The organism is Anabaena azotica SJ-1 (assembly GCF_047275885.1).
Taxonomy (GTDB): Bacteria; Cyanobacteriota; Cyanobacteriia; order Cyanobacteriales; family Nostocaceae; genus Trichormus_B; species Trichormus_B azotica_A.
In genome coordinates this window covers 3,063,781-3,087,792 of sequence record NZ_CP178454.1, presented here as the reverse complement: position 1 = coordinate 3,087,792, position 24,012 = coordinate 3,063,781, and the positions used below count along the sequence as shown (strand labels likewise).

Sequence of the window (24,012 nt, the reverse complement as noted above, 5' to 3'; positions counted from 1 at the left end):
GCATGGGGTTTGAATTTTGCGATCGCCCTTGATTTCTTAAAACAGAGTCAGCGATCGCTTATTTCAGCAATTAAAATCCTAAAATTTATTCAAATCCCATTGCTTCAGCCACGGCTTTCAAGTCTGCGGAAATGCCCTGTTTAAATTGAGCATGACTGTGTTTAATGGCTGTATCTGGGTCTTTCAAACCATTACCAGTTAAAACACAAACTACAGTTGCACCTGTGGGAACTTGGTCTTTTACCTTTAACAACCCAGCTACAGAAGCCGCGCTGGCAGGTTCACAGAAAATACCTTCCGATGAAGCTAAAAGTCGGTAAGCGTCGAGAATTTCTTCATCTGTGACAGCGTTAAAACTGCCTTGACTGGCAGTTTGGGCAGCGATCGCTTTATCCCAACTTGCCGGATTACCAATTCTAATTGCAGTCGCTAAAGTGTCAGGATGTGCCACTGGTTGACCATTTACCAAAGGTGCAGCCCCAGCAGCTTGAAAACCCATCATTTTCGGTAAGCGATCGCACTTACCATCTTGATGGTATTGACAAAAACCCATCCAATATGCTGTGATATTCCCCGCATTTCCCACCGGAATACATAACCAATCGGGGGCATTACCCAAAGCATCCACCACTTCAAACGCGCCCGTTTTTTGCCCTTCCAAGCGGTAAGGATTGACAGAATTTACCAAAGTGATGGGGTAATGATCTGCCATTTCCCGGACGATTTCTAAAGCCCGGTCAAAATTTCCCTTAATAGCTAGTACCTCAGCCCCATACAGTAAAGCTTGTGCCAACTTACCCAAAGCCACATAACCATCGGGAATCAACACAAAAGCATTCATCCCCCCACGCCGTGCATAAGCAGCGGCAGCAGCGGAAGTATTGCCTGTACTAGCACAAATCACCGCCTTAGCCCCGGCTTCCTTAGCCTTGGTAATGGCCATAGTCATACCCCGGTCTTTGAAACTACCGGTGGGGTTTAGTCCGTCATATTTAACAAATACCTTGACTTGTCTGCCAATGCGTTCTGCGATCGCTGGCACTGGAATTAAAGGTGTGTTACCTTCCAGGAGAGTAACAACTGGAGTGCTTTCGCTGACAGGCAAGTATTCACGATAGGCTTCTATCAGCCCGGGCCAAGGTTGGCGATGAGATTTAGCAACAGACAAGCTCAAAGTCACGGGATTCAAAACTTCTTAACTAGAGATTTGAGATGAGAAAATGGGATTTTGTTTATAGTGTCAATCACTTTACCACGCTCAGGGCGATGTGATCTCAGGAACACAGTCACTCTCATCGTAGTCTCTTATGATTAAACGGCAAACCTATCAGAGTATGTGATTAAAAGTATACAATGTTTTAAGAAAGATTAATATGACATTATTATAATATCTCAAATGGTGTGAGCTAAATTTGCAAATGAGTATAACCATGTCCACTTTGTCTTCCAGTGTTGCCAGTTGCGAATCCCATAGCGAAATGGTCAAGAAGCTAACCAAAGCTTATTATCGGGACGACCAGCAAGAAAAATTTATGGATTTGCAAGCAGAAGTAGATTCTTTACTACAACAGTTACAGAACATCAAAAGTCAAAGACTAGAATCTTCTAGCCACGAAGAATAAATCAAAAAATTCAGATACTATTCAAGGCGCTGATTAGTTTCTGACCAGCGCCTCAATCTATATGTATCAGCATTTTCCACCAGTAAAGCCAGAGATTGATTACTATTGAGTTTAGCGATCGCAGTCAGCGTTTGCCCAGATTTAGCCGCAAAATCACTATAAATCACCTTCCCATTCAGCAACAAAATCACAGTCCGGGGGCGGATCTTATCTTTTCCCACAATAGAACTTGCATTCACTGGCTGAGTTAAAGCAGCTATAGCTGAATCAGAAATAGTTAAAACCACATCAACCATACCGTCATTAGTAACATCAATCATCTGCACAGGCCAATCATCCATTTTTGCTTTCATCACCTCAAAACCAGGAACTTCCCCACCGGACACATCACCAGACTGCTGCAAAGAACGCCACACAGACGGTAAAATCGCTTTTACAGCTTGAGGATTTTGTTGATACAGTTCTTGAATAGACACAGGAGATGGTTGTACCCATTCCAATGCTGCGGAAGTTAAAGCTAAAGGTTTAGGTTGACTAGAATTATTGTCATGTTTAGGAAGAGGTTCACCAGCAGCTAAAAGTCGCAAAACTCCGTCCTGCATTTTTACGGCTTTAATAGTAGCAGTTTTAATTTGCTGATCTCCATTAGGTAGCCAAACAACTATTTGCATAGTAGGATCATCTGCAATTCCCAAAATTTTTCGCCAAAATTGACCAGTTTGAAATTTCGGTAATAGAAAATTACTAAAAGGGTGACTTAACCAATTAGTTCCATCATTAAATGCACTCACATTTACTTGAAACCATACTTGATCAGCCGGGATTTTTAAATCTGATTGAGGATCTATAGATACCCAATCAGCCTTATTAATCTGACTAATTTGTTGCACACCACCAATAATTTGACTTTCATGATCATTAGTCACCTCATTATTGAGTTGTGCTAACAAATCTTGCAGATAAGATAACGTTTCCTCATTAATATTTGGTTGTTCCTGCAACCAAGAATTAGCACGTTGTTCTCCCCTCTGCACCACTAACATTAAATAAGCCCAAGCTAACACAGCACGTCTACTACGGTTAAGCCGTAATGCTACCGTTGTCCGATTCCATAACCTACCTCTATCTGCTTTGAGTAAATTAGAAATTTCTTGACCATTATAGGGCGAAGCTGTTAAAACCTGTAAAGCTTGTTCCCAGCGACCATCAATTAAATATGTCATCACTTGTTGACTGGGATTAGCCCAAGTTTTATCAGCTTGAATTTTGGTAAATTGGGAATGGAGACGAATTAAATCAATTTGCACCTGGACTGATTGTGGAAAAGGCGTTTTTCGCTGTTTTTGCAGAGATGTCAACCAAGCATAAGCAGGAGTCCAAAGTCCATTTCTAGCCAATGTTAAAGATTTTTGATATCCAAAATCATCAAATTCTGACTTGAGATCAATTGGTACTAATATCAGTGAATTACTAATTAATTCACTATATTTTAGTTGATATACTTGAAATGTTGGTTCTAAATTTGCTGTTTGGTCTATAACCAATTCTTTTGCATCACTACCTGTTACTTGTTGCCATTTAGGTAGTTGATTGTTAGAATTTTTCCAAGCTAAAATTTGCTGTAACTTACGAATTTGGGGATTGTAGTAAATTATTTGACCATAGGTAATTTGGCTATCTCCTTGCTTGTGTTCGCCGCGCAAATAAAACCAAAATTCTGGTGATAATGGCGCATCTTCAAAAGCTTTAATCTCAGTTAAAGGTAAATTGATTTTTTCTCCTTGCTTCTCTAACTCTAAATAATTTTTATCCAAGGGAAACTCCACAAAAGATTTTGTCACCCCAGTGATAGGAATTTGTGTTACTAGATGGTAGTATATTTCTGGTTGAAATTGAAACTCTAAATCTTTTGTCCGTTGATAAACCCTTAATTCACTTAATTCTTGACAATCAGACTGACAATTATTGCGTTTTTGAAAAACTGGTAATAAAAAAGAATTTCGTTGCTGATTATCGTCTTTATTAACAGCCTCTAAAGATAAACTTTCCCCAGCAATCCGATTTTGCTTATTTAAAGCGAGTTGAATTTCTGCCAGGGTTTGGGGGATATCTTTTTTATTGACAGGGATTTGCGCCCAAGTAGGTAAATATTCATTCAACCAGCTTACCTGTTCTGGATTAAAGATGAAGAGAATGCTAATCCAGCCAGCGGCGATAATTACACCAGCACTGCTAAACAAAGTTGTCAGCATCAAGGTTGACAACAACCAACTGCGCCATCGAGATTGTTTTTGAATTTTTTTAGCTATCTTTTTTTTTGCATCAGCACCAGGCTGATTTATGCGAGTCGCTTTTTGCTTTAGCTTGCGCGAGTGCTTGGTCATTTTAGGTTTCAGTCCATGCGGAAAGTCTCTAGGGCTGAGTATTGTCAATTTTATACTCCTGCTTTGAGATGCACCACAATATAAAGTTTCAATTTTTACATTTTACAAAAAATGCACAATTTATCCGGTCTGCGTTAAGTAATTTAGCAAAAATTCTTTCGGGGTAAGGTTTAGGGAACGGAATCATCAATCATGATCCATACCAGCGATTAACCAATGCTTACACACAAAAAAGGTTTGGTGGTTAACCAAACCTCGCTATAAATCCAGTGCATAACAACATCCCAAACCAATTTAGCCTGTCTGGTTTTCCGGTAGCATCTTCCTAGAGGATGTATGCAAATATCCTAAAAACTGATAAGAGTTGACACTGCGAGTAAAAATATGTTGGGAAAAATATGTTGGGGTTGCAATGCAAAATTTCTCCATAGCTGAATGTTTACGCAAAAATAAAGGACGGGGGGTTATCCCGTCCGCACTAATAGCTTGAAAGTGGCAATACACCTTGGAATATGAAAAAAAATAGTAGAAATAACATTCAATAGGTTGCCAGGATAGCAAATGAAGTCAACAACAAGAGTAGGGATTTAGCCCTTACTTATTGTTTTATTCATTATTAATTCCCGCAATTTTGATTAACATAACATAATTTTTTTGTCATTCTCTGCCAAAATGGCAAATTTTAAAAAACGTAAAAATCTGAGATTTAGGAGTTATTAATCAGGTGTTGTAATACTTGATATATCAGGCATTTTCACGCAAAAAATAACAAAAAAGACGGATTTTAACCCGTCTTCCGTATAACAATTAAAAACATCTTGGTAATTTCTGCAATATATCAAGTTACTCTGCCATACGAGTGCCAAAATGCCAAATACCAATTAAAAATTTGGCAAGCGGTCGTCTAATTGACAACTGATCAGTAGTCATGCAAAATAAATTGTATATTTGGGAGAGTCAACTCTTAACTCTAAGAGGATGTTTGAAAACTTTTTGGTGTGGTATCCAATACCTCTAGATACCCCTAAATCCCCCTTCAAAAGGGGGACTTTGATAGATTCATTCCCCTCTTATCAAGGGGGTTTAGGGGGGAACTGAGAGTGTTTGATACACTATGAGGGACTTTTCAAACACTTTCTTAACAGGGAACTGTAATTACGAATTATGAGGTTGCTTTTAAGGTAAAAATTCTCTCAATGATATCTTCTACAACTTTATCGGGAGTGGAAGCACCGGAGGTGATGCCTACAACAATTTCTCCTGGTGGAAGCCAGTTTTCTGTTGTTGTTAGTTCTCCTGTTAATTGTCGATGTTCGATGGCATTACCAGATTTAATGCGTTCAACAGCATCAATGTGATAGGAAGGAATATTTTTGTCAAATGCAATCTGTTGTAATTGAGTTGTATTTGATGAATTAAAACCACCAATTACTACCATGAAATCTAGATTATGTTCGACTAATTCCAACATTGCATCTTGACGTTCTTGGGTAGCATCACAGATGGTGTTAAAACTTTGGAAATGCTGATTTAATTCTACTGGTCCATATTTCTGCATCATGGTTCGCTCAAAGAGTTTACCAATTTTCTCGGTGTCATCTTTCAGCATGGTGGTTTGGTTAGCAATACCAACTCTTTCTAAATCTTTGTCTGGATCAAATCCAGCCGAACAAGCTTTTGCAAAGCTAGCTAAAAATTCTTCACGGTTGCCACCATTGAGAATGTAGTTAATTACATATTCTGCTTCTTGTAAGTTCAATACTATTAGATATTTACCTGCAAAGGAACTGGTGGCGACTGTTTCTTCGTGTTTGTATTTGCCGTGAATAATGGAAGTATATTCACCTTTTTTATGTTTTTCAACTGTGTTCCAAACTTTGGAAACCCAAGGACAAGTTGTGTCAACTATTTGACAACCTTTATCATTTAAAATCTGCATTTCTTGGACGCTGGCACCAAAGGCGGGTAGGATGACTACATCTCCTTGATCAACTACGGAGAAGTCTTTTTTATAAGCTTCTACAGGGATAAATTGGACTTGCATTTCTTGCATTCTTTGATTCACAGAGGGATTGTGAATAATTTCGTTGGTAATCCAGATGCGTTCTTTGGGGAAGTGCTGACGGGTTTCATAAGCCATTGCTACTGCGCGTTCTACACCCCAGCAAAATCCAAATGCTTGTGCTAGTCGGATGGTAACATTGCCTCTTTGGAGTGTGTAGTTGCGATCGCGTATTTCTTGAATTAAGTTACTTTGATACTCAGACTGCAATTGAGTAGCAACTTCTGCTTTGTGTCCAAACCCTTTACGGTTGTAGTTTTCTGAATGTTGTAGCTCGCGTTTAAAAGCTTTGGTATCCATTTCTGTCAGGCTGCTAAAATCACTATTTCTTATTTTCTCCTGCTAAGACACAATTCAGTTAACAGTTGTTATTAGTCATTGGGCATTGGGCATTGGGCATTCATTGGGTTATTAATCTTCTTCCCCTATCTCCCCTATCTCCCCTACCTCCCCTACCTCCCCTGCACTCTACTCCCTATAACCTATTACCCCCTATTCCCTGTTCCCTGTTAAGAGTTCCCTGTTCCCTATTACTATAAATCTGCAATGCAGTCCGCCAAATCAGATACCCTTGGGGATTGAGGTGTAAACCATCAGTGGTAAATTCCCGGCGTAGATCACCTTGTTTGTTGGTGAAGAGGGGATGTAAGTTGATATATTGGACATCTTGTTGAGTAGCGATCCTTTGTAGTTCCTCGTTCAATTTGCGAATACGACGGTTAGGGATTGCTAGGAGTTTTTCCCGTCCTTCCCATGTTGCTTCTTCTCCCCCATGAGGCAAAATCGACTGGACTATAATTTTTGTTTGGGGATGATTTCTGCGTAGATAGCGGATAATTCGTCTTTGATTGGTTAAAATTTCCTCATCACCTACACCGCGAATGAGGTCATTAATGCCAATCATGACTAAAATGATCTCTGGCTGGGTGCGGTCAAATAAATCTAATCTTTTTAATAGTCCATCGCTGGTTTCGCCGGATATTCCCTGATTTAGCCAATTTCTGTCTTCTGGTAATAAATCAGGTGGAAACCACAAACTCAAAGAATCTCCAGCCAAGATAGTTAATTTTTCAGGGGATTTTTGGGCGGCTGCTTTGGCTTCTTGTTTGAGGATGTCTAGCCATTGCTGGTAACTGAGTTTATGTCTGGGTCCTAATTCCGGTGCGAAAGAAGGGGTTTGAGGATTGAAATTAACTGGTTCTGGGGGGGTGCTGGTTGCATAAGCAGTGGTTAGTTTCTGCTGTCGCCAAATTAGTAAGATGATGGCTAACATCAGGATACCGTTGGTGACTAGCAAGAAAAATCCCCAGATAGGAAATGGTTTTGCAGAAGTGGACACGACTAAAAAATTAAAAGTTTAAAATTAAAAATTCGCAATGAGTTCTGTGGTCAGGTAGATGCAGAGTAAGTTATGGTGGTTGCCAGGTAGGTTAGGACATCAACTGATAATTAAGTCCAGATACCAAAAGATTTTTAAACCTATTGCCTGTTCCCTGCTATAAATGTACATCAAGTTAACAGAAAATTAGCAATTTTGTAGTGATTGTGAATAATAATATCCCCGACTTCTTAAAGAAATCGGGGATCTAAGACATCAGGTAAACCTATCACCTGTTACCTGTTATTTGTCATTATAAACGTTAATGCGATCGCCAAACTCGGAGTTATACCCTTCTTCTCCGTGTTCGTTGATATCCAAACCTTGATTTTCTGCTTCCTCTTTCACACGCAAACCAATGGTAGCATCAATAACTTTGAGAATTATCCATGTTCCCGCACCGGCGATGATATAAGCGATCGCGATCGCTGCTAGTTCTATGAATAATTCCCCAAAATTACCACGTAATACCCCTTCTTTCCCTCCTGAGTTGACTTCGGTGGTGGCAAAAATGGCGGTTAAAATTGCCCCTAATGTTCCACCAACACCATGAACAGGATAGGTGTCTAAGGCATCATCAACGTTCAATTTGTGCTTGAAACTGACAGCATAGAAGCAAACGACGGCGGTCATGAAACCGATTAAAATCGCTGCTAAGGGTGTGACAAATCCTGCGGCTGGAGTAATACCTACTAAACCAGCTACTGCACCCGTGGCTGCACCCACTGCGGTGGGTTTACCTCTGAGAGTGGCTTCTAAAATTAGCCACATTAAGGCACCAGCAGCAGCGGCTGTATTAGTGGCAACAAAGGCTACTGTGGCAATGCTACCAGCGGATAAGGCACTACCAGCGTTAAATCCAAACCAGCCAAACCAGAGTAAACCAGCACCCAATAAGATGAAAGGGACGTTGTGGGGTGGACTGAGGCGATCAGGGTGGCTTTTCCTTGGTCCAAGGACGATCGCTGCTACGAGTGCAGAAACCCCAGAACTAATATGTACGACTGTGCCACCGGCAAAGTCCAAAGCACCTAAACCGCCGTATAAACCCAAAAATCCACCTTTTGCCCAAACCATGTGCGCTAGGGGTGTGTAGATAAAGGTTGACCACAATAGCACAAATAGACAATAAGCGCGGAAACTCATCCGTTCGGCGATCGCCCCGGAAATTAAAGCTGGGGTGATGATTGCAAACATGGCTTGATAGATCATGAATGCTTGATGAGGTATGGTTCCTGCATAGGAAACTACTTCCGCAGGGTCTGAACCTTCTAAATAACCGGTTGTTTCTAAACCGACTCCATTTAAGCCTAACCACTCCAAGCCACCGATAAAGGGTAAACCAGGGGCGAATGATAGGCTATAACCCCACAAAACCCAGGTTACTCCCACAATGGCCATCAACACAAAACTCATCATTAAGGTGTTGAGGATGTTGCGCGATCGCACAAACCCGCCATAAAAGAAAGCCAATCCCGGTGTCATCAGCAATACGAGTGCTGACGAAATCAGCATAAATGCTGTATCTCCAGTATCAGGATCGGGAGGTGTAGATGTTCCTTGGGCTAAGGCATTACCCATTAGTGGGAATGTTAACAAAAACAGGGTCAAAACCCCAATCATCAAAACTTTCTTCAGCACTTTTTTTCTTCCTATGCACCAGTTAATTCACATTACTTATTTAAATAACGTAAATTTTGATACTATTTATGTTCTTAAAGTTACTCAATGATCACTTTTTGGAAAACTTTAACAAAAAAATAATCCTCATTATAATTGCTTATGGTAAAAATAATAATTTCCTTATGTGTAATTTGCATGATTTCATGCGAAAAATTACATCATGTTTTGTATAAACGTGCTTATTAGTAAAAACGGGTCAGTTATTCAGTTGTTCTTCCCTGTTCCCTATTCCTTAACTAATGACTTTAAATCTTGAAGAACAGCAGTAGCAGATTGATAGCGATCGCTAAAGTTGTAACAAACCATCTGATCTAAAATTGCCGCTAATTCATTACTGACATTAGTTATTTGTCTCCACATAATGTTACAAGTTTCTGGATGCAGCGGGAATTCCTGGGGTGGTGTCCCAGTGATGGCTTGAATACCAATCATACCTAAAGCGTAAATATCACTCGATAAACGGGGATGTCCAGCAAACTGTTCTGGTGGTGAATAGCCTCTTGTACCGATAGCAACGGTAGCTAATTCCGTTTCTTCATCTATCTGTGGTTGAATTAATTTAACTGCACCAAAATCTATTAATACGAGTTTATTATTTTCACTACATCTGATAATATTGCTTGGTTTAATATCCCGATGAATTACACGCTGTTGATGTATAAATACTAAAATTTCTAAAATTTCTTTAAGAATATTAACAACATAAGCTTCAGTTTTAGCACCTTTTTCTGGTGTTAATTCTTCACTCAAAGTATTACCAAGAATATACTCTTGAACTAAATAAAACTCTTGATTTTCTTCAAAAGAAGCAAACAGTTCAGGAATTTGCGGATGTTTACCCAAAATTGCTAAGATTTCAGCTTCAGTATTAAATAACCTGCGCGCAACTTGCAAAAACTTCGGATCTCGACGGGCTGGCATTAACTGTTTCACTACACAGATAGGATTACCTTGTCGTTGAGTATCTTCTGCTAAATAAGTACACCCAAAGCCACCAGCAGCAAGAGATTTAGAGATTTTGAAACGTCCAGCCAAAAGTAAATCATCGGTTTTGAATATTGATGTTTCTTTAAACTTAAAGTCATTAAAATCAGATGGAAGTTCAGTTGTTTGCTCTAATAGTAAACTTAATTGTGCGATCGCATCTTCTTGTTCTTCTACCTTCAACAGAATTGTCTGGTTTTGCTTTTGAGTTTGGTAATTAGTATAACCCATGACAGCGAAACCGCTAAATACTAAACCCAAAGCAGGTGCAAATAGAGGTATCCATATTGCTTGTAGATAAAAACCAGCAGTAATTCCCACCACACCTGCAAAAATCAAACCTTCTACCAACAGCAACATCAAAGGATGTCGCCATTGCCATGCTAAAACAGCACCCACTAATGAACAACTCCAAATCCACAACAACTCAGCCCAGTCTGGCCAATAATACATTAGAGGTTTTCCATCCAGAACCGTCGTCAAAATTTGACTAGCTATTTGGGCATGAATAAAAATACGAGGTATTCTGGCAGGTTGGTCTGATAAACTGCTGTAAGGCGTATAAAAACCAGGATGTACACTAGTTGCAGTTGTCCCAATAATTACCAAGCGATCTTGTACCCAATTGGGATTTACTTGATCTGTAAGCACCTCTGTTAAAGTAACTTGTCTAGCTAGGTGATTGGGGTGACGATAATTTAATAAAATTTGATAACCATCTGCATCTATATCTTGATAACCTCCGGCATTTTTATCTAAGCGGGGAAATAAAATTTTACCTATTTGCAATTCTTGATTTTTAGTAAAATTATAGCTTATCCCTTGTTTTTCCAAATAATTAATAGCTAACAAAGCAGCAAAGGAAAATTGGGTTTTACATTGACTATCTTTATCTGTAGAGTCAGAAAATAATAAACCACGACGAATAGCTTGATCTGTGTAATTGTCCGTCACTACATCATCAAATCCGATATTTTCTAGAGGAAAATCAGATGATGGAGGAACTTCCAACCTACCAATATTACTTAACAAACAAGTGCCAATAATTTGATTTTGCAGATTAGCAGCTAAATTTTGTTGTTGATGACTATAAACATTTAATCCAATCACACGCGGGTGATAAGAAGCTAATTTTTGTACTAACTTATTAATAGTTTGGTCTGACAAAGGCCATTTTTCCCGTGTCAAATCCTCTTGAGTAATTGTTACTAATAAAATGCGTGCATCCACTGGTTCTTGAGGACGCGATAGCAACATCTGGTCATAAATTCTTAACTCCGAAGCTTCTAACCATTTCAATTCCTTTATTCCCCAGACTAAAGCAGTTGCTCCCACACTACTCAGCAACAGGATAGACAGGCAATTATGAAAGCTAAAAGTTAGACGTGACCCTCGATCTTGAAGAAAGAATGCACCGAATTTAGCGAAAAGTCCATTAATCACGGTATGGCAGTAGCCTGGGGTTGTAGATATTGGAGTATTTGGTACACTGTAGCATTTTTTAATTCAGCAATTTATTCTTGCAGAGATTTTTTTCCCTCTTCCACAGGATTTAACATTGATAAAGGCATTGGTGTGGATGATATGGGTGTTGATTGAGTTGAAGCATCTAACTGGGGTGGTTGGGGTAATATTTCTGCTTGTACCTCACTGAAATAACCACCAACAATTTTATCGTAGTTGGACGCAACCGCTAAAAATGCTCCTCCTAAAATATAGATAGGTAATGGGAGAGAAACTTCTTTTACCCAATCAAAAAATTGTGCTAAAGCAAATAATACGAAAACACAAACAAGCCAAATTCTCATTTTTTCTTTCCCTAAATAAAAACCATACTATATATAGTTTAAACAGCTTGCATGATACTAGATGTAAGCCAAAATCACAAACTTTTTTTTCAAAACTCTATCACGTTGTGATGAAAGTAAATAATTCTTTTTTGTAAAACATCAGGCACAATACAATACAAGTAGTTGACTCTTCTCCAACCTCAAGGTACAAAAATTCTTAAATAGCCAAAAAACCCACTCTTAAAGGTGTAGTTATCACACCTCTAGTAACTCCATCGAGATTTAATCCCCCACCCAGGCTAAACAGATAAGTTTGTGATTTACTGAATATAAGTGAATATGATTTTACCTTATGAGTTATTGTCTTAATCCCCATTGTTCCAAGCCGGAAAACCCTAACGATGTCAAGTTTTGCCTAACTTGTGGTACTAAATTACTTCTCAAAGAACGTTACCGTGCGATCAAACCCATCGGACAAGGTGGTTTTGGTAGAACTTTTTTAGCAGTGGATGAGGATAAACCCTCCAAACCTCCCTGTGTAATTAAACAATTCTATCCCCAAGCCCAAGGTACAAATACCGTACAGAAAGCCGTAGAGTTATTTAATCAAGAAGCTATACAGTTGGATGATTTGGGACAACATCCACAAATTCCTACACTTTTATCATATTGTACTCAAGATGATAGACAGTATTTAGTCCAAGAATTTATTAATGGCTTAAATTTAGCTCAGGAATTAGCACAAAATGGCGCATTTAATGACAGCAAAATTCGGCAATTATTAATTGATTTATTGCCAGTGTTGCAATTTTGCCATAGCAAAGAAGTAATTCACCGAGATATTAAACCCGAAAATATTATTCGTCGTGGTAGTGATAACAGGTTAGTAATTGTAGATTTTGGTGCAGCTAAATCGGCTACAGCTACAGCTTTGAATCATACAGGTACAAGTATTGGTAGTCCTGAATATGTGGCACCAGAACAAATGCGAGGTCGGGCGATTTTTGCCAGTGATATTTATAGTTTAGGGGTAACTTGTATTAATCTTTTAACTGCGCGATCGCCCTTTGACAGTTATGATACCCATAACGCTGCTTGGATTTGGCGACAACATCTGAAAAGTTCGGTTAGTAACGAATTGGGTAAGATAATCGACAAAATGGTGGAAAGTATCCCTAACAAGCGTTATCAAACAACTGATGAAGTTCTTAAAGATTTGAATTTTCAATCTAATATTCAATCTCCCGCAGTTATCCCACCCACAATTATTAGTCAACCAGTTAATCAAACATCACAAACTTCTCCACCGACTTTTGTTTCGCAAACTCCTAGTCAAATTGAAAAGGAATTACTAGAAATTAAAACACAGTTTACAGGTGGTAAAGTGCAACCGCAAAATGTTCCCCAACAACCATCTGTTTCTACAAATAATCCTACCAAGCAGGATGCTGTAGATAAAGAATTGCAAGAAATGAGGGATAAGTTTTTGGGTAATGGGTGATTTTAACCTTTGATAAAAATTAATATCTGTGATCTAAAAAGATTGTAGAAACTTTTTTAAACCTCCCTGTATCCTATATTTTTTCACCAGATGTCTATTACCACCATATTAATTAGGTAACTTTTATGCAGATTAAAACCAAAACTTTCCAAGCCACTCCTAAACAATTAAAACAACTGCTTATATCTCACTTTTTTCGACAAAGAAAAAAACTATTAATTATGTGTTTTATAGGTATGGTAGTAACAGCAATTTTAAGCATTTTTAATATAACTTTGCTGGCCTGGACTGTGTATTTTGCGTGTCTCTTCCTAGTCTTGAGTTTGCCTCCTTTTCTAATGAATATGAAAAAAACTCAACCATCAGCAAACTTTTTACCCAGGTATTGGGAAATAGATTCAGAATTTATAACTATTTACTTTGAAGACGGTAGTCTGTCTAAATTTAGGTTTGAACATTTATGTAAAGCTGACAAAGTTGCTGAATACTATCTACTTTATTTAACTCCTGCTGGATATTTTCATTATCTCCCCATAGCTGCTTTTGAGAATGAGCAAGATATCAATCGCTTTGAGTTATTTTTAGAAAGTAAACAGTTAATGAAACTTTGGTAGTTTGAGGTAATAGTCATAGGAAAGAGAAATAAACCATAAAAACAACTTCTATGGTTTACTTTTTGAAAAATTTTTTACTTTGCTAATTAATATTGAGTCAAAATTTAAACAGTTAGTAAACCAGGGATCAAATTAGTTGGAAAATCAACAAGATCAGGAACAAGTGGATTCATTAGTAGATCATCAGTGATAATATTTTGTGGAATATTTTCTGGTAGCTCTAAATTATAACCTGGCAAAATTCCACCACTAATCAAAGCAGCTTGATTATCGCTTATTTGTTGAAAAATTTCAGTATTTTTGTCAATTCCAGAATTAATTATTCTCAGCATTTTTGAATGTGCCTAATGACAGAAACTATATCCAATTAAAGATAGAATATGTTTACTTTTTCTCTACCTTTTGACGTATTTTCAAAATGCTACTTTATGCTGTCTTTGACTACTGCTGTAAAATCATGAAAATTTATACACTGAGTTCATACTTATTCATACAATTTCTTGGGCTTCACGTCCACCAAAAACTGTTTTTTTAATATCTTCAATCTCACAATCTTCAACTGCCCACACTCACCTGTTCGCGCAAGCGTGCCGCAAGGCATAAGGGATTGCGTGGAGTACGTCACAAGAAGCGTAAAGTTATGACCTTGGAGTGCCGATTTTAAGAGTTGCTCTACCTTGGTGATTGGCACTCCCAAAAGCTGCCTAGAAATATTTTTTGTGATTCGTGGCGATCGCTCTTTGGTAAAGTAACTTTGATGATAGATTTGCGATCGCTCTCTGGGATAAGTAGGGCGATAGCCGAAGGTTTAAGCTTTGCTTATCATTCTTTGGTTAAAATTCAGCTAAAATAATGAAACAGCACAAAGCAGGTGTCATGATAATGCAGGCTATTTTTTGGACTGTAGAAGAAGTTGCCCAAAGAGCTAAACAATTTTACGAAAATGGCATTCGTCAACAAGTGGAATGTGATGATAACATTGGCAAAATGATTGTAATTGATGCGGAAACCGGCGAATACGGAATTGATAAAACTGGTGTAGAAACAGCAATAAAGTTAAAGCAGAAAAAACCAAATGCCAGATTATTTACGATGCGGATTGGTTATGATGTTGCTGTCAGCTTTGGGGGAGCGATTGAGCGTACTGTCAAATGATTTACGGGAGATTGATTGACGGGAAAGCCGTAGTGCCAGTAATTTTTCGTTTACCGACACAACCAGATTTTTCTATTGATTTTATTATTGATACTGGATTCAACGACCATCTTACCTTACCACCACAAGCAGTCAGTGCGATGAATCTGCCGTTATATTCCACTACCCTTGCCAGATTAGCCGATGGTAGAGAGGCGTTGTTATCTATACATTTAGCAACAATTGTTTGGGACAATCGAGAAAAAGTAGTCCCTATTTTAGCATCTGGTTTTAAACCTTTATTGGGAACAGCTTTGATGGCAGGATATCATCTGGAGATTGATTTTGAAGACAATGGTTTAGTTTTGTTAGAACAAATCCCACCCTCAATTTCATAGATTGAAGATGAGGAGCGATGGCGCAGAGCGCCCAGCGTAGCTGATCGCTTGATAGACTAAGCAGTGCGATCACACATTGGTTAAAATAGACTTGATGCGACGTGAGTTCGGGATAAGCTGAAACCCTTAATATTTCGTAGACTGAAAAGCCTATTCTCTCGTTGAGTAACTTCAAAGATACTATTAACCCGAACTGAGGTGAACTCAGGTATTTGTTTATAAATTCGGCGAAGTTTTACAATACGATTAAGGGCGGGAAAACCCCGCCCCTACAGCCAACCTTGCCCAAATTAACAGCAAGGACTGAATTTTAAAGCTTAACCAGAAGTATCTTACTTCTTAGCTTCAGCGATGGGAACCCACTCAGTGTGGAAAGTTCCTTCTTTATCGGTACGCTTGTAGGTGTGAGCGCCGAAATAGTCGCGTTGTGCTTGAGTCAAGTTTTGAGGTAAGCGATCGCGACGGTAACTATCGAAGTAATCTAAAGAAGCACTGAAAGCTGGAACAGGAATACCCAACTTAGCAGCAGTAATAATTACTTCCCGCCAAGCAGCTTGTCTATCCAGAATTGTTTGCTTAAATTCAGGAGCTAACAACAAGTTAGGTAATGCTGGATTTTGATCAAATGCCTTCTTAATCTTATTCAAGAAACCAGCGCGAATAATACAGCCACCCTTCCAAATCCGAGCCATTTCACCCAGATTTAGACCCCAATTATAGGTTGTAGAAGCTGTAGATAACAACGCCATACCTTGAGCATAAGAACAGATTTTGGAACAATAGAGCGCATCACGCACCATGTTTACAAAAGCCTTGATATCTCCGGTATACTTACCACTTGGGCCAGTAATTTGCTTAGATGCAGCAATCCGTTCATCTCTAATCGAAGAGAGAATCCGAGAATTAACAGCAGCTGTAATTGTAGGAATAGCAACGCCTAATTCCAAAGCAGTTTGTACAGTCCAACGACCAGTTCCTTTTTGTCCCGCAGCGTCAACAATCAAATCAACCAAAGGTTTCTTGGTTTCTGGGTCAACGTAGGGGAAAATATTCGCTGTAATCTCAATCAAAAATGAATTGAGTTCATCGGTTTTATTCCACTCAGCAAACACTTCATGTAGCTGTGCAGCACTTAAACCAGCCACATTTTTCAGCAAATCGTAAGCTTCTGCAATTAACTGCATATCGCCATACTCAATACCGTTGTGAACCATTTTTACATAGTGGCCAGAACCACCAGGACCAATATAGGTTACACAAGGGCCATCATCAACTTGAGCAGCGATTTTGTTGAAAATGGGGGATAGATACTCATAGGAACTTTTTGTACCACCAGGCATAAGAGAAGGGCCATTGAGTGCGCCTTCTTCACCACCACTCACACCCATACCGATATAACGTAAACCAGTTGGTTCTAATTCCTGAGTACGTCTTTCGGTATCTTCAAACCAAGAGTTACCACCGTCAATAATGATATCGCCTTCTTGCAACAAGGGCTTAAGCTGGGCAATTACCGCATCAACAGGCTTACCAGCTTGTACCATCACTAGGATTTTGCGGGGGCGTTCTAGTGCAGCAACGAATTCTTCGAGGGTAAAGGCTGCAACAACATTCCGTCCTCCAGCGCGTTGCGCCATGAAGGCATCGGTTTTTTCACGAGAACGGTTGTAAACTGCAATTGGGAAGCCATTACGCTCAACGTTTAGGGCTATGTTTTCGCCCATTACGGCTAATCCAATCACACCAAAGCTTTGTAGGGTCATATTTCAAATCTTCTTTTGGGTTTGGCTAACTCTTGCAGATCCTTTCACCTTTAAGGGTAAACCGAGATTTTGGCTTCACTCCTAAAGAAGACATTAAGAGTTGATATTAAGGACAAAAAACCCAAGTCATACAGATAATTAGTTTTAATTTGTATCTAAGTCAACAATTTAGTGACAAAATTTGCAAAATAGAAATACTGGCACATAAGAAACATTAAGGAGTATGAAAAAATGCTTGCCTATCTCCTAGCCTTAGTGGTCGCACTGGGAAGTTTAGCTATTTATCTATCAGCTTTCTTTTTTCCAGAAATCCATCGCAAGAATGACTTTATTTGGAGTGGAGTTGGTTTATTTTATGCCTTAGTATTATGGATTTTTGCACCCCGGATTACAGGAGGTTTGTTACTGGGTCATGTAGCTAGTGTGGCGCTTTTGGTTTGGTTTGGTTGGCAAACTCTATCATTACGTCGTCAACTGACTCCAGAGGTTCAACAAACGCCTATTCCCAGTCCAGAGTTAATTAAGGTCAGTGTACAAGAGCAGGTATCAAAGTTTTCTGTGCAGGAAAAATTTTCACAATTACCAGCATTAATTGGTAATGTTTTCAGTAGTGTGAAGGGGAAGGTACAGCAAACTGTGAGTAAAACCCCTTCTGTACCCACAAATAAACCTGCTGTAGTGATTATTGATAAAACTACTCCGATTCCAGCCGCAGTACCAGCGGAGGAAACCTCAACTGAAGCGGAAAGTGTTACCAGTGCAGAACCAACAGCAGAATTTGTAAGTGAAACTGAAGTCACCCAACCCGCAAACTTGGCAGAAAATGAAGTCATCACAGAAGCGGTAACTGTTCCCTCTCCTGAACAACCAACGGAAAGTGTTACCAGTGCAGAACCACCAGCAGAATCTGTGAGTGAAACTGAAGTCACCCAACCTGCAAACTTGGCAGAAAATGAAGTCATCACAGAAGCGGTAACTGTTCCCTCTCCTGAACAACCAACGGAAAGTGTTACCAGTACAGAACCAACAGCAGAATCTGTAAGTGAAACGGAAGTTACCCAACCTGCAAACTTGGCAGAAAATGAAGTCATCACAGAAGCGGTAACTGTTCCCTCTCCTGAACAACCAACGGAGTCTGTCTCCACAACTGAAAGCGAAGAATCTCAATCTGCAACTCTGTCAACAACAGCCGTGAGTGAGGAAGTTGTCTCAGATGCTTCTTCTGTTTCCCCTGGGGAAGCAACACCGGAAAAAACTCCGCCAACTGAAGGAAATGGTGATTAGGATTTAGTGCTGGGAATTGGTAAAATGTTCCGATTCCCAGACTGTTTGTTAATTTATCAGTGGAGTTAAGGGGAATCGAACCCCTGACCTCTTGAATGCCATTCAAGCGCTCTACCAACTGAGCTATAACCCCTTGAACTCTATAGAATCGGTTTTTTATTGATTTCTATAAGGTTTTTTTAGCTTTATTATTATCCAGGTTTCCGCCAATTAAGTCAAGAGATTTAGGTTAAAAAATATTAACTCTAAATTTTAAGCTTAGACGCTATGCAAAAAGCAACAGCTTAAGCGTTATTTGCTAAGATGTGATTCATTTGTATATTCTCTGGGTAGGAAAAAATGTTATTGGGAAATGGTGTAGCTGTAATTGTCTGGACTAAAAGACGCGGTAATTTAATTAGAATTATTTCGGCACGAAGGACAAATCATTATGAACGAAAAAGATTTGAAGAACATCTCACGTACTAATTGGCAAGCTTTAGATTCAATGTCAGATGAGGATATTGATTATTCTGATATTCCTCCATTAACTGATGAGTTTTTTGCTAAAGCAACTCTGCGAATTCCCGCATCACAAGCGAAAAATGTTATTCAGTTAGATCCTGATGTAATAGCTTGGTTTAAAGCTGATAATCTTGATTATCAAACAGCTATTAATGATATTTTACGTCGTCATATTGAAAGTAGTGGTAATCAAAAATCAGCTTAATCTCGTTCAATGGTGATTTTATCTGATAGCAAAGCGTGGCGCAAGCTATATCAGCAGGATGTCCAAGATTTAAGGATTTACAGAATGAGAAATATGATAAAATAAATGATTAATCAACTAATTAGCATTTGTCAAAGTTGATGCTGTGTGATGAATTATGGTCTATCAAAAAATGACTACTAGAGAAAAACTCATTCAAGAAATTAATCAATCTCCAGATTCTGTAATCGAGGAATTATTAGACTTTTTGTTATTTATCAAATCTCGTAGAAATCGAGTTGAGGATGAGGTAATATCTGAATCTGCTGCTGAAAGCTTTCGTCAAGGTTGGTATGATGTTGTTAATGGTAATACTTTGCCTGTTTCTGAACTTTGGGAAGGAATAGATGCAGAATGATTCACCTTTAGTTCAGGTTGAGGTAACAGCTAAATTTAAACGCAATTTGAGTATTTTAGCAAAAAAGTACCGCAGTATTCGTAAAGATATCCAGCCAATTATTGAACAGCTTCAATCAGGAAATTTACCAGGAGATCAGGTTTCAGGGATTGGTTATACAATTTTTAAGATACGGGTAAAAAACAGTGATATTCAAAAGGGAAAAAGTGGTGGATATCGGTTGATATATTATTTAAAAACTTCTACAAGGATTATTTTAGTTACTATCTATTCTAAATCTGATCAGGAAGATATTGCAGCCGAAGAGATTCAACAAATATTGGCTGAGTGTGAGCAGAATAAGATTGATGAATGAGCAAATTTTATATGATTGTCTGAATCAGGATTTCCAGGATTTTAGGATTTTCAGGATAAGGAAATGATTGATTAAGTTTGGCACAAATACACAAAGTAACAAAACAGCAATACTAGACATACGATAATAAATTATTTTATACTTAAGCAGTTAGTTATTACAACCTAACTATTTTTTATATAGCCTTGTGATGTAGGCTAGGAAAACTGATACATGAATGTTATAAGAACCTGGATTAAGAAAACACTTGATAAGTGGATTCAGCAAGGACAAGAAAATAAGCAAATCCTATTGTTCATTGGAAATTTCATTTTGGGTATGCTGATTGGATATGGATTTGGGTTACTGAGGATTCATGAGAGTATTTCTCATTATTGGGGGTTTGCTGCACTTAAAAACTGGTTGATGCAGACCTTCTCATTCTTTATGAGTTTCTCACCCAGTCTTGGCTTTGCGTCTGATGTGATTGCTTATCAAGCGGCGATTATTGCCATTGCAATACCTCTTAGTCTAGAAATCATTTCTCGAATCTCTGAACGCTACCAGTCAGGGGTGATTACTAAAGAGTTTAATCGACAGTGGCAAATCAAAGTGCTGCCATTTTTGGTAATTGCTAATGCGCTGTTAGGGGTTACATTGAAGTTTTTTGTAGACTCGAAAGTAGATACAGGCTGGCAGAAAATCCTTGCTTGGCTTATCTTCCTGCTTTTTATCGCAACCAATTTTTTACTCTTCTCTTTCTTTAAAAAACTCGGTCAATATGCAACTAAGACTAAGTTTTTATTGGATAGGCTATTCGATGATCTAACTCAAGTTTTACGTAGTGTAACTAGCAACGGACAAATGAGTGATAAGAGATTGCAAAAATCTCAAGAGGAATTCATTAGCGCCCTAGAAGGGATTGGTGATATTTTAGTATTTGAGACTAAAAATCGTAAAAATAACCAGTACCTTATTGAAGGTTTAAAACGAATTCAGGATATAGCAGAACAGTTTTTTGCTCTGCAAAATAGCCAACCTGAAAAATTTTTGAAATTGCTGTATTCTCATGAAATACTTCAGTTGTATAAGCCAAATAAGCTGGAAGTATCATGGAGGCTAGAATTTTCCCCAGAAAAATATTTAGTTGCGCTTATGGCCATAGTAAACCAATTCCTCCGCATACATGAAGCCGCACTGGAGTTTAAAAACCGTGAAATTGCTCGTTTATCACTGAACAACTTAATTTGGCTTTTGAGGGATTTATCTCAAGATATAAATCATAACCACTCTATAAAAACATTACTGCGTGTTCTAGCTGACCTACGCTACACTAACCAGCAAATTCAGGACGAATTTTCTCGTATACTATCTATTACTTGGTACACCAGTGTTGTATTTAAAGACTCATTCAACGTTAAATATCTAAGCGAATTTGATAGTTATTTTGTCTCTGGTATTAGTAAAATTATTTCTAGTCGTCAAACTCAACTATTTGATCAATTAGTTTATACACTGCATGATTCTGGAGATATCAAACTCAAACATAGCTACCAATCTATAGTTACAGGACTTCAAAGCTTGTTAAGACAGTTAGAATACCAGGTCTACAAAGAAGCAAATCAAACTGAGCAGCTTGGTAAAAAACTTAATAACCTAAATTTTTTAGCAAGTCAATTGCAGACACAAGAGCAAGTAAATCAGTGTTTAGAGTTATTTAAAGAAGTAAAAGATATCATTTTGCACTACTTTAAATCTGCTAATCAGGAAGAAATTCAGAAGCACTTAGAAGAAATTCATAATAACCTAGTATTTCGCTTCAAATTCAATAACTTAATTTATTTAATGTTTGACATTGGTGCTTACTGTATTTTCAAGAATCGCTATGACTATATTTATAAATTGTGGACATTTAGGCAACCAAATGATGCAGATGCAACTTGGTTAGGACATGACATAGTACCAGGTTCTTTACTTGGTCTGTTCAATTTCTATTTTCAAAAACCTTTTGGTTCTCCAATATCATGGGATAATCATCACGGAAGTAGTTGGTATTTTGACCAATATTTCTTAATTTTGTTATTGCGTGAATTTTTAAACTCACAAATTACAACTAATCAAGATAGACAAAATCTTGTTAGCACCTTTCAAATACCAGATGATATTAATTCTCGTGTTTTAAGTAATATTCGATACGAGGTAAATCGCCTTATTCCTATTGCGAGAGAACTTATTAACCTGTCAGACTCACTTCAAATTCTAGGTTTCAATACAAATCAACTGAATGATGCTATTGAGGATGGACTGATTATTTTTCTTGAAAGTTTAAAACCTAAAGCTGATAAACAGTTAGAGAAACAATTACGTAGCCAAAAGATTAGTAAGACAAAAGTAGAACAGTTTAAGTCGTAATTCTTTAAAGGCTATAATGAACAAACGTCAGTGAGATATCTATTTAAGCATTTTAGCTTATATGAGGACAGTACCCATGACATAGGAGATGTAAATCTAACACTCGGTTTAAATGAAATTGCTCCCAAACCAATATTTTTTGAGGAATGGTATGTAGATTACGGCAATAGAGGATTCTTTTATGGTCAAGACTTAGCAAACCTGGAAAATGCAGAATTAATAGTTAAAATTTTGAAGGCTTGTCACCTCAGTGAGAATATTACTTTAGACAATATTATTAATATTGCTAGTAATGGTAATGATATAAATAATCTCATCATCATTGGAGTTAATGCTAGATTTCATGACTTTTTATATGATTATCATCGCTTCAAGGCAGCAGGAATTGATGGAGAGCTAGAGCTAAATATTCCTGAATTTCGGGGTTCATATATTCATGGAGCTTCTAAAATTCCAGTTTTTAATTACTCTTGTAATCGCATACCAACAGAAGAAGGTATTCCAAATCAAGCTACTCTTGTTATTGACAAAAATCACTTAGGCAAACTGATTCAATATACACCAGCTACAGCAGATGAACCCTATCAGATAGAACAGCATTTTGCTTTTCGTATAAGCGCATTTGCTGAAGATGAAATGCTGATGAATGAATTACTGCAACAGCCTCCTGATTTTGTTGTAGCCAAAGGTGATGAAGCCGATCAAAGAGCTTACTTAGAAACTCAGGTTTTAATAAAGATTTATGAAAAACTAAATCTGGAAATCGATCAAACATTTGTAGGATATCTTATTCCAGAAGCAGATTTTGAATTTGATTAGAACAAAGTCATCAATAACAGTAAATCCGATAATTAATCAAAAAACAAACTTGCATCAACATGAAAAAATTTTCCTAACATTTCAGCTTGTTCTCGCTTCACTCCCACCTCACCATTAATCACCTGAGAAACTAACTCACTCGCACCAAAAATAGGAACTAAATCATCTGTTGCTAAATCCCGCGCTTCCAATAAATGTAAAATTCTCGAACGAGGTGTAGAAACATTTAGCTGATAATGCTGATTTTCAAAATCTTCAATTAGCCTTACCAATAATTCTAATAACGCATCTTCTTCTGGTGTCAAATCAGAGCGAGAAATTAACTCTTCCACAACTGCCAAAAGCCGATCATTTTCTTCCTCAGTTTTAATAACTCGTGGTTGAGACTGAGAAAGTAATTTGCTGTAGACTTCTGAATCAAAAGTAACGGTCATTTTTCCAGTAGTCTTTGTCATATTCTGCATGAGTTAAGACATATTTAATATAGATGACCTGGCTCTCATAGTTAATACTAGCAATTAAACGGTATTTATTGCCTTTAATATTAAAAACTGTCAAATTACCAACAGATTCAGCCTTGGGATAAACAGACTGTACCTCTACTAAATTACCCCAATTAGCTTTACTAACAGTAAAATATCTATCAGGAATAATTTTTTCCATAAAACTTTTTCCCCCAAGGGGTTTAATTTCACATTTAGGCAAAATTTGTCTCAGAAGTCTTATATCATAACTACCAGAGTT

At 37.9% G+C, this 24,012-nt stretch carries 23 protein-coding genes and 1 tRNA gene; 12 read left to right on the top strand and 12 right to left on the bottom strand.

The window, feature by feature from the left end; translation table 11 throughout:
- Positions 1 to 85 precede the first annotated feature (85 nt).
- Positions 86 to 1,180: a threonine synthase gene (thrC, locus tag ACLLO5_RS13665; RefSeq protein WP_413171065.1), complete on the bottom strand. Its 1,095-nt coding sequence runs from the start codon at positions 1,178 to 1,180 to the stop codon at positions 86 to 88.
- A gap of 250 nt (positions 1,181 to 1,430) precedes the next feature.
- On the opposite strand from thrC, the gene ACLLO5_RS13660 reads away from it, so the two are divergent.
- Positions 1,431 to 1,622, top strand: a complete 192-nt coding sequence (locus tag ACLLO5_RS13660) for a hypothetical protein (protein WP_413176086.1) — start codon at positions 1,431 to 1,433, stop codon at positions 1,620 to 1,622.
- A gap of 17 nt (positions 1,623 to 1,639) precedes the next feature.
- Here ACLLO5_RS13660 and ACLLO5_RS13655 read toward each other — a convergent pair whose 3' ends face one another.
- The 6 genes from ACLLO5_RS13655 to ACLLO5_RS13630 all read right to left on the bottom strand — a co-directional run bounded on the left by ACLLO5_RS13655 (position 1,640) and on the right by ACLLO5_RS13630 (position 11,921).
- On the bottom strand, positions 1,640 to 4,006 hold the full coding sequence (locus ACLLO5_RS13655; protein ID WP_413171064.1) for a hypothetical protein: 2,367 nt from the start codon (positions 4,004 to 4,006) through the stop codon (positions 1,640 to 1,642).
- A gap of 1,162 nt (positions 4,007 to 5,168) precedes the next feature.
- Complete coding sequence (locus tag ACLLO5_RS13650; protein WP_413171063.1) at positions 5,169 to 6,368, bottom strand: 4-hydroxy-3-methylbut-2-enyl diphosphate reductase; 1,200 nt, start codon at positions 6,366 to 6,368, stop codon at positions 5,169 to 5,171.
- A 175-nt stretch (positions 6,369 to 6,543) separates the two neighbouring features.
- A complete protein-coding gene (locus tag ACLLO5_RS13645; protein ID WP_413171062.1) occupies positions 6,544 to 7,407 on the bottom strand; it encodes an SGNH/GDSL hydrolase family protein in 864 nt (287 codons plus the stop codon).
- Between the two features lie 282 nt (positions 7,408 to 7,689).
- Positions 7,690 to 9,087: an ammonium transporter gene (locus ACLLO5_RS13640; RefSeq protein ID WP_413171061.1), complete on the bottom strand. Its 1,398-nt coding sequence runs from the start codon at positions 9,085 to 9,087 to the stop codon at positions 7,690 to 7,692.
- A gap of 267 nt (positions 9,088 to 9,354) precedes the next feature.
- A complete protein-coding gene (locus tag ACLLO5_RS13635) occupies positions 9,355 to 11,556 on the bottom strand; it encodes a CHASE2 domain-containing protein (RefSeq protein ID WP_413171060.1) in 2,202 nt (733 codons plus the stop codon).
- A 71-nt stretch (positions 11,557 to 11,627) separates the two neighbouring features.
- A complete protein-coding gene (locus ACLLO5_RS13630; protein WP_413171059.1) occupies positions 11,628 to 11,921 on the bottom strand; it encodes a hypothetical protein in 294 nt (97 codons plus the stop codon).
- Between the two features lie 334 nt (positions 11,922 to 12,255).
- On the opposite strand from ACLLO5_RS13630, the gene ACLLO5_RS13625 reads away from it, so the two are divergent.
- Both ACLLO5_RS13625 and ACLLO5_RS13620 read left to right on the top strand, forming a co-directional pair.
- The gene (locus ACLLO5_RS13625; RefSeq protein WP_413171058.1) at positions 12,256 to 13,404 is read left to right on the top strand and encodes a protein kinase domain-containing protein; all 1,149 of its coding nucleotides are present in this window, start codon (positions 12,256 to 12,258) and stop codon (positions 13,402 to 13,404) included.
- A 338-nt stretch (positions 13,405 to 13,742) separates the two neighbouring features.
- The gene (locus tag ACLLO5_RS13620) at positions 13,743 to 14,018 is read left to right on the top strand and encodes a hypothetical protein (RefSeq protein ID WP_413171057.1); all 276 of its coding nucleotides are present in this window, start codon (positions 13,743 to 13,745) and stop codon (positions 14,016 to 14,018) included.
- 104 nt (positions 14,019 to 14,122) lie between these two features.
- On the opposite strand, the gene ACLLO5_RS13615 is transcribed toward ACLLO5_RS13620, so the two are convergent.
- Positions 14,123 to 14,350 (bottom strand): hypothetical protein, encoded by a 228-nt coding sequence (locus tag ACLLO5_RS13615; protein WP_413171056.1) that lies wholly within the window; start codon positions 14,348 to 14,350, stop codon positions 14,123 to 14,125.
- A 335-nt stretch (positions 14,351 to 14,685) separates the two neighbouring features.
- On the opposite strand from ACLLO5_RS13615, the gene ACLLO5_RS13610 reads away from it, so the two are divergent.
- Genes ACLLO5_RS13610 through ACLLO5_RS13600 form a run of 3 tightly spaced genes read left to right on the top strand, consistent with a single transcriptional unit; the run spans position 14,686 to position 15,550 of the window.
- Positions 14,686 to 14,871 carry a hypothetical protein gene (locus ACLLO5_RS13610; protein WP_413171055.1) on the top strand — a complete coding sequence of 62 codons (186 nt, stop codon included), beginning with the start codon at positions 14,686 to 14,688 and terminating at the stop codon, positions 14,869 to 14,871.
- 29 nt (positions 14,872 to 14,900) lie between these two features.
- Positions 14,901 to 15,173, top strand: coding sequence for a hypothetical protein (locus tag ACLLO5_RS13605; protein WP_413171054.1), 273 nt, complete (start codon positions 14,901 to 14,903; stop codon positions 15,171 to 15,173).
- On the top strand, positions 15,170 to 15,550 hold the full coding sequence (locus tag ACLLO5_RS13600; protein WP_413171053.1) for a clan AA aspartic protease: 381 nt from the start codon (positions 15,170 to 15,172) through the stop codon (positions 15,548 to 15,550). Before ACLLO5_RS13605 ends, ACLLO5_RS13600 begins: the two co-directional genes overlap by 4 nt.
- Before the next feature lie 332 nt (positions 15,551 to 15,882).
- Here the strand turns inward: ACLLO5_RS13600 and gndA are convergent, their stop codons facing one another.
- On the bottom strand, positions 15,883 to 17,313 hold the full coding sequence (gndA, locus tag ACLLO5_RS13595; protein ID WP_413171052.1) for an NADP-dependent phosphogluconate dehydrogenase: 1,431 nt from the start codon (positions 17,311 to 17,313) through the stop codon (positions 15,883 to 15,885).
- Between the two features lie 231 nt (positions 17,314 to 17,544).
- Between gndA and ACLLO5_RS13590 the strand changes: the two genes are divergently transcribed.
- Positions 17,545 to 18,597: a Ycf66 family protein gene (locus tag ACLLO5_RS13590; protein WP_413171051.1), complete on the top strand. Its 1,053-nt coding sequence runs from the start codon at positions 17,545 to 17,547 to the stop codon at positions 18,595 to 18,597.
- Between the two features lie 60 nt (positions 18,598 to 18,657).
- Here the strand turns inward: ACLLO5_RS13590 and ACLLO5_RS13585 are convergent.
- Positions 18,658 to 18,730: transfer RNA gene (locus tag ACLLO5_RS13585), tRNA-Ala, on the bottom strand.
- A gap of 297 nt (positions 18,731 to 19,027) precedes the next feature.
- Between ACLLO5_RS13585 and ACLLO5_RS13580 the strand changes: the two genes are divergently transcribed.
- The 5 genes from ACLLO5_RS13580 to ACLLO5_RS13560 all read left to right on the top strand — a co-directional run bounded on the left by ACLLO5_RS13580 (position 19,028) and on the right by ACLLO5_RS13560 (position 23,268).
- Positions 19,028 to 19,306 (top strand): BrnA antitoxin family protein, encoded by a 279-nt coding sequence (locus tag ACLLO5_RS13580; protein ID WP_413171050.1) that lies wholly within the window; start codon positions 19,028 to 19,030, stop codon positions 19,304 to 19,306.
- Between the two features lie 157 nt (positions 19,307 to 19,463).
- Positions 19,464 to 19,703: a hypothetical protein gene (locus tag ACLLO5_RS13575; protein WP_413171049.1), complete on the top strand. Its 240-nt coding sequence runs from the start codon at positions 19,464 to 19,466 to the stop codon at positions 19,701 to 19,703.
- The gene (locus ACLLO5_RS13570) at positions 19,693 to 20,058 is read left to right on the top strand and encodes a type II toxin-antitoxin system RelE/ParE family toxin (RefSeq protein WP_413171048.1); all 366 of its coding nucleotides are present in this window, start codon (positions 19,693 to 19,695) and stop codon (positions 20,056 to 20,058) included. The genes ACLLO5_RS13575 and ACLLO5_RS13570 overlap by 11 nt, the downstream gene beginning before the upstream one ends.
- 213 nt (positions 20,059 to 20,271) lie before the next feature.
- Positions 20,272 to 22,449 carry a hypothetical protein gene (locus ACLLO5_RS13565; RefSeq protein ID WP_413171047.1) on the top strand — a complete coding sequence of 726 codons (2,178 nt, stop codon included), beginning with the start codon at positions 20,272 to 20,274 and terminating at the stop codon, positions 22,447 to 22,449.
- Between the two features lie 30 nt (positions 22,450 to 22,479).
- Entirely contained in the window at positions 22,480 to 23,268 is a 789-nt protein-coding gene (locus tag ACLLO5_RS13560; RefSeq protein WP_413171046.1) for a hypothetical protein, read from the top strand.
- A 32-nt stretch (positions 23,269 to 23,300) separates the two neighbouring features.
- On the opposite strand, the gene ACLLO5_RS13555 is transcribed toward ACLLO5_RS13560, so the two are convergent.
- Together ACLLO5_RS13555 and ACLLO5_RS13550 are read right to left on the bottom strand one after the other, a co-directional pair.
- Positions 23,301 to 23,723, bottom strand: coding sequence for a helix-turn-helix domain-containing protein (locus tag ACLLO5_RS13555; RefSeq protein ID WP_413171045.1), 423 nt, complete (start codon positions 23,721 to 23,723; stop codon positions 23,301 to 23,303).
- Positions 23,686 to 23,931, bottom strand: coding sequence for a type II toxin-antitoxin system HigB family toxin (locus tag ACLLO5_RS13550; RefSeq protein WP_413171044.1), 246 nt, complete (start codon positions 23,929 to 23,931; stop codon positions 23,686 to 23,688). The genes ACLLO5_RS13555 and ACLLO5_RS13550 overlap by 38 nt, the downstream gene beginning before the upstream one ends.
- Positions 23,932 to 24,012: the final 81 nt, after the last annotated feature.

Coding starts and splice junctions, on each gene's coding strand:
- ACLLO5_RS13600 (WP_413171053.1), top strand. CDS start 15,170: ATGATTTACGGGAGATTGATTGACGGGAAAGCCGTAGTGCCAGTAATT.
- ACLLO5_RS13625 (WP_413171058.1), top strand. CDS start 12,256: ATGAGTTATTGTCTTAATCCCCATTGTTCCAAGCCGGAAAACCCTAAC.
- ACLLO5_RS13575 (WP_413171049.1), top strand. CDS start 19,464: ATGGTCTATCAAAAAATGACTACTAGAGAAAAACTCATTCAAGAAATT.
- ACLLO5_RS13605 (WP_413171054.1), top strand. CDS start 14,901: ATGCAGGCTATTTTTTGGACTGTAGAAGAAGTTGCCCAAAGAGCTAAA.
- ACLLO5_RS13555 (WP_413171045.1), bottom strand. CDS start 23,723: ATGACAAAGACTACTGGAAAAATGACCGTTACTTTTGATTCAGAAGTC.
- ACLLO5_RS13590 (WP_413171051.1), top strand. CDS start 17,545: ATGCTTGCCTATCTCCTAGCCTTAGTGGTCGCACTGGGAAGTTTAGCT.
- ACLLO5_RS13580 (WP_413171050.1), top strand. CDS start 19,028: ATGAACGAAAAAGATTTGAAGAACATCTCACGTACTAATTGGCAAGCT.
- ACLLO5_RS13620 (WP_413171057.1), top strand. CDS start 13,743: ATGAATATGAAAAAAACTCAACCATCAGCAAACTTTTTACCCAGGTAT.
- ACLLO5_RS13550 (WP_413171044.1), bottom strand. CDS start 23,931: ATGGAAAAAATTATTCCTGATAGATATTTTACTGTTAGTAAAGCTAAT.
- ACLLO5_RS13565 (WP_413171047.1), top strand. CDS start 20,272: ATGAATGTTATAAGAACCTGGATTAAGAAAACACTTGATAAGTGGATT.
- ACLLO5_RS13615 (WP_413171056.1), bottom strand. CDS start 14,350: ATGCTGAGAATAATTAATTCTGGAATTGACAAAAATACTGAAATTTTT.
- ACLLO5_RS13650 (WP_413171063.1), bottom strand. CDS start 6,368: ATGGATACCAAAGCTTTTAAACGCGAGCTACAACATTCAGAAAACTAC.
- ACLLO5_RS13655 (WP_413171064.1), bottom strand. CDS start 4,006: ATGACCAAGCACTCGCGCAAGCTAAAGCAAAAAGCGACTCGCATAAAT.
- ACLLO5_RS13630 (WP_413171059.1), bottom strand. CDS start 11,921: ATGAGAATTTGGCTTGTTTGTGTTTTCGTATTATTTGCTTTAGCACAA.
- ACLLO5_RS13570 (WP_413171048.1), top strand. CDS start 19,693: ATGCAGAATGATTCACCTTTAGTTCAGGTTGAGGTAACAGCTAAATTT.
- ACLLO5_RS13660 (WP_413176086.1), top strand. CDS start 1,431: ATGTCCACTTTGTCTTCCAGTGTTGCCAGTTGCGAATCCCATAGCGAA.
- gndA (WP_413171052.1), bottom strand. CDS start 17,313: ATGACCCTACAAAGCTTTGGTGTGATTGGATTAGCCGTAATGGGCGAA.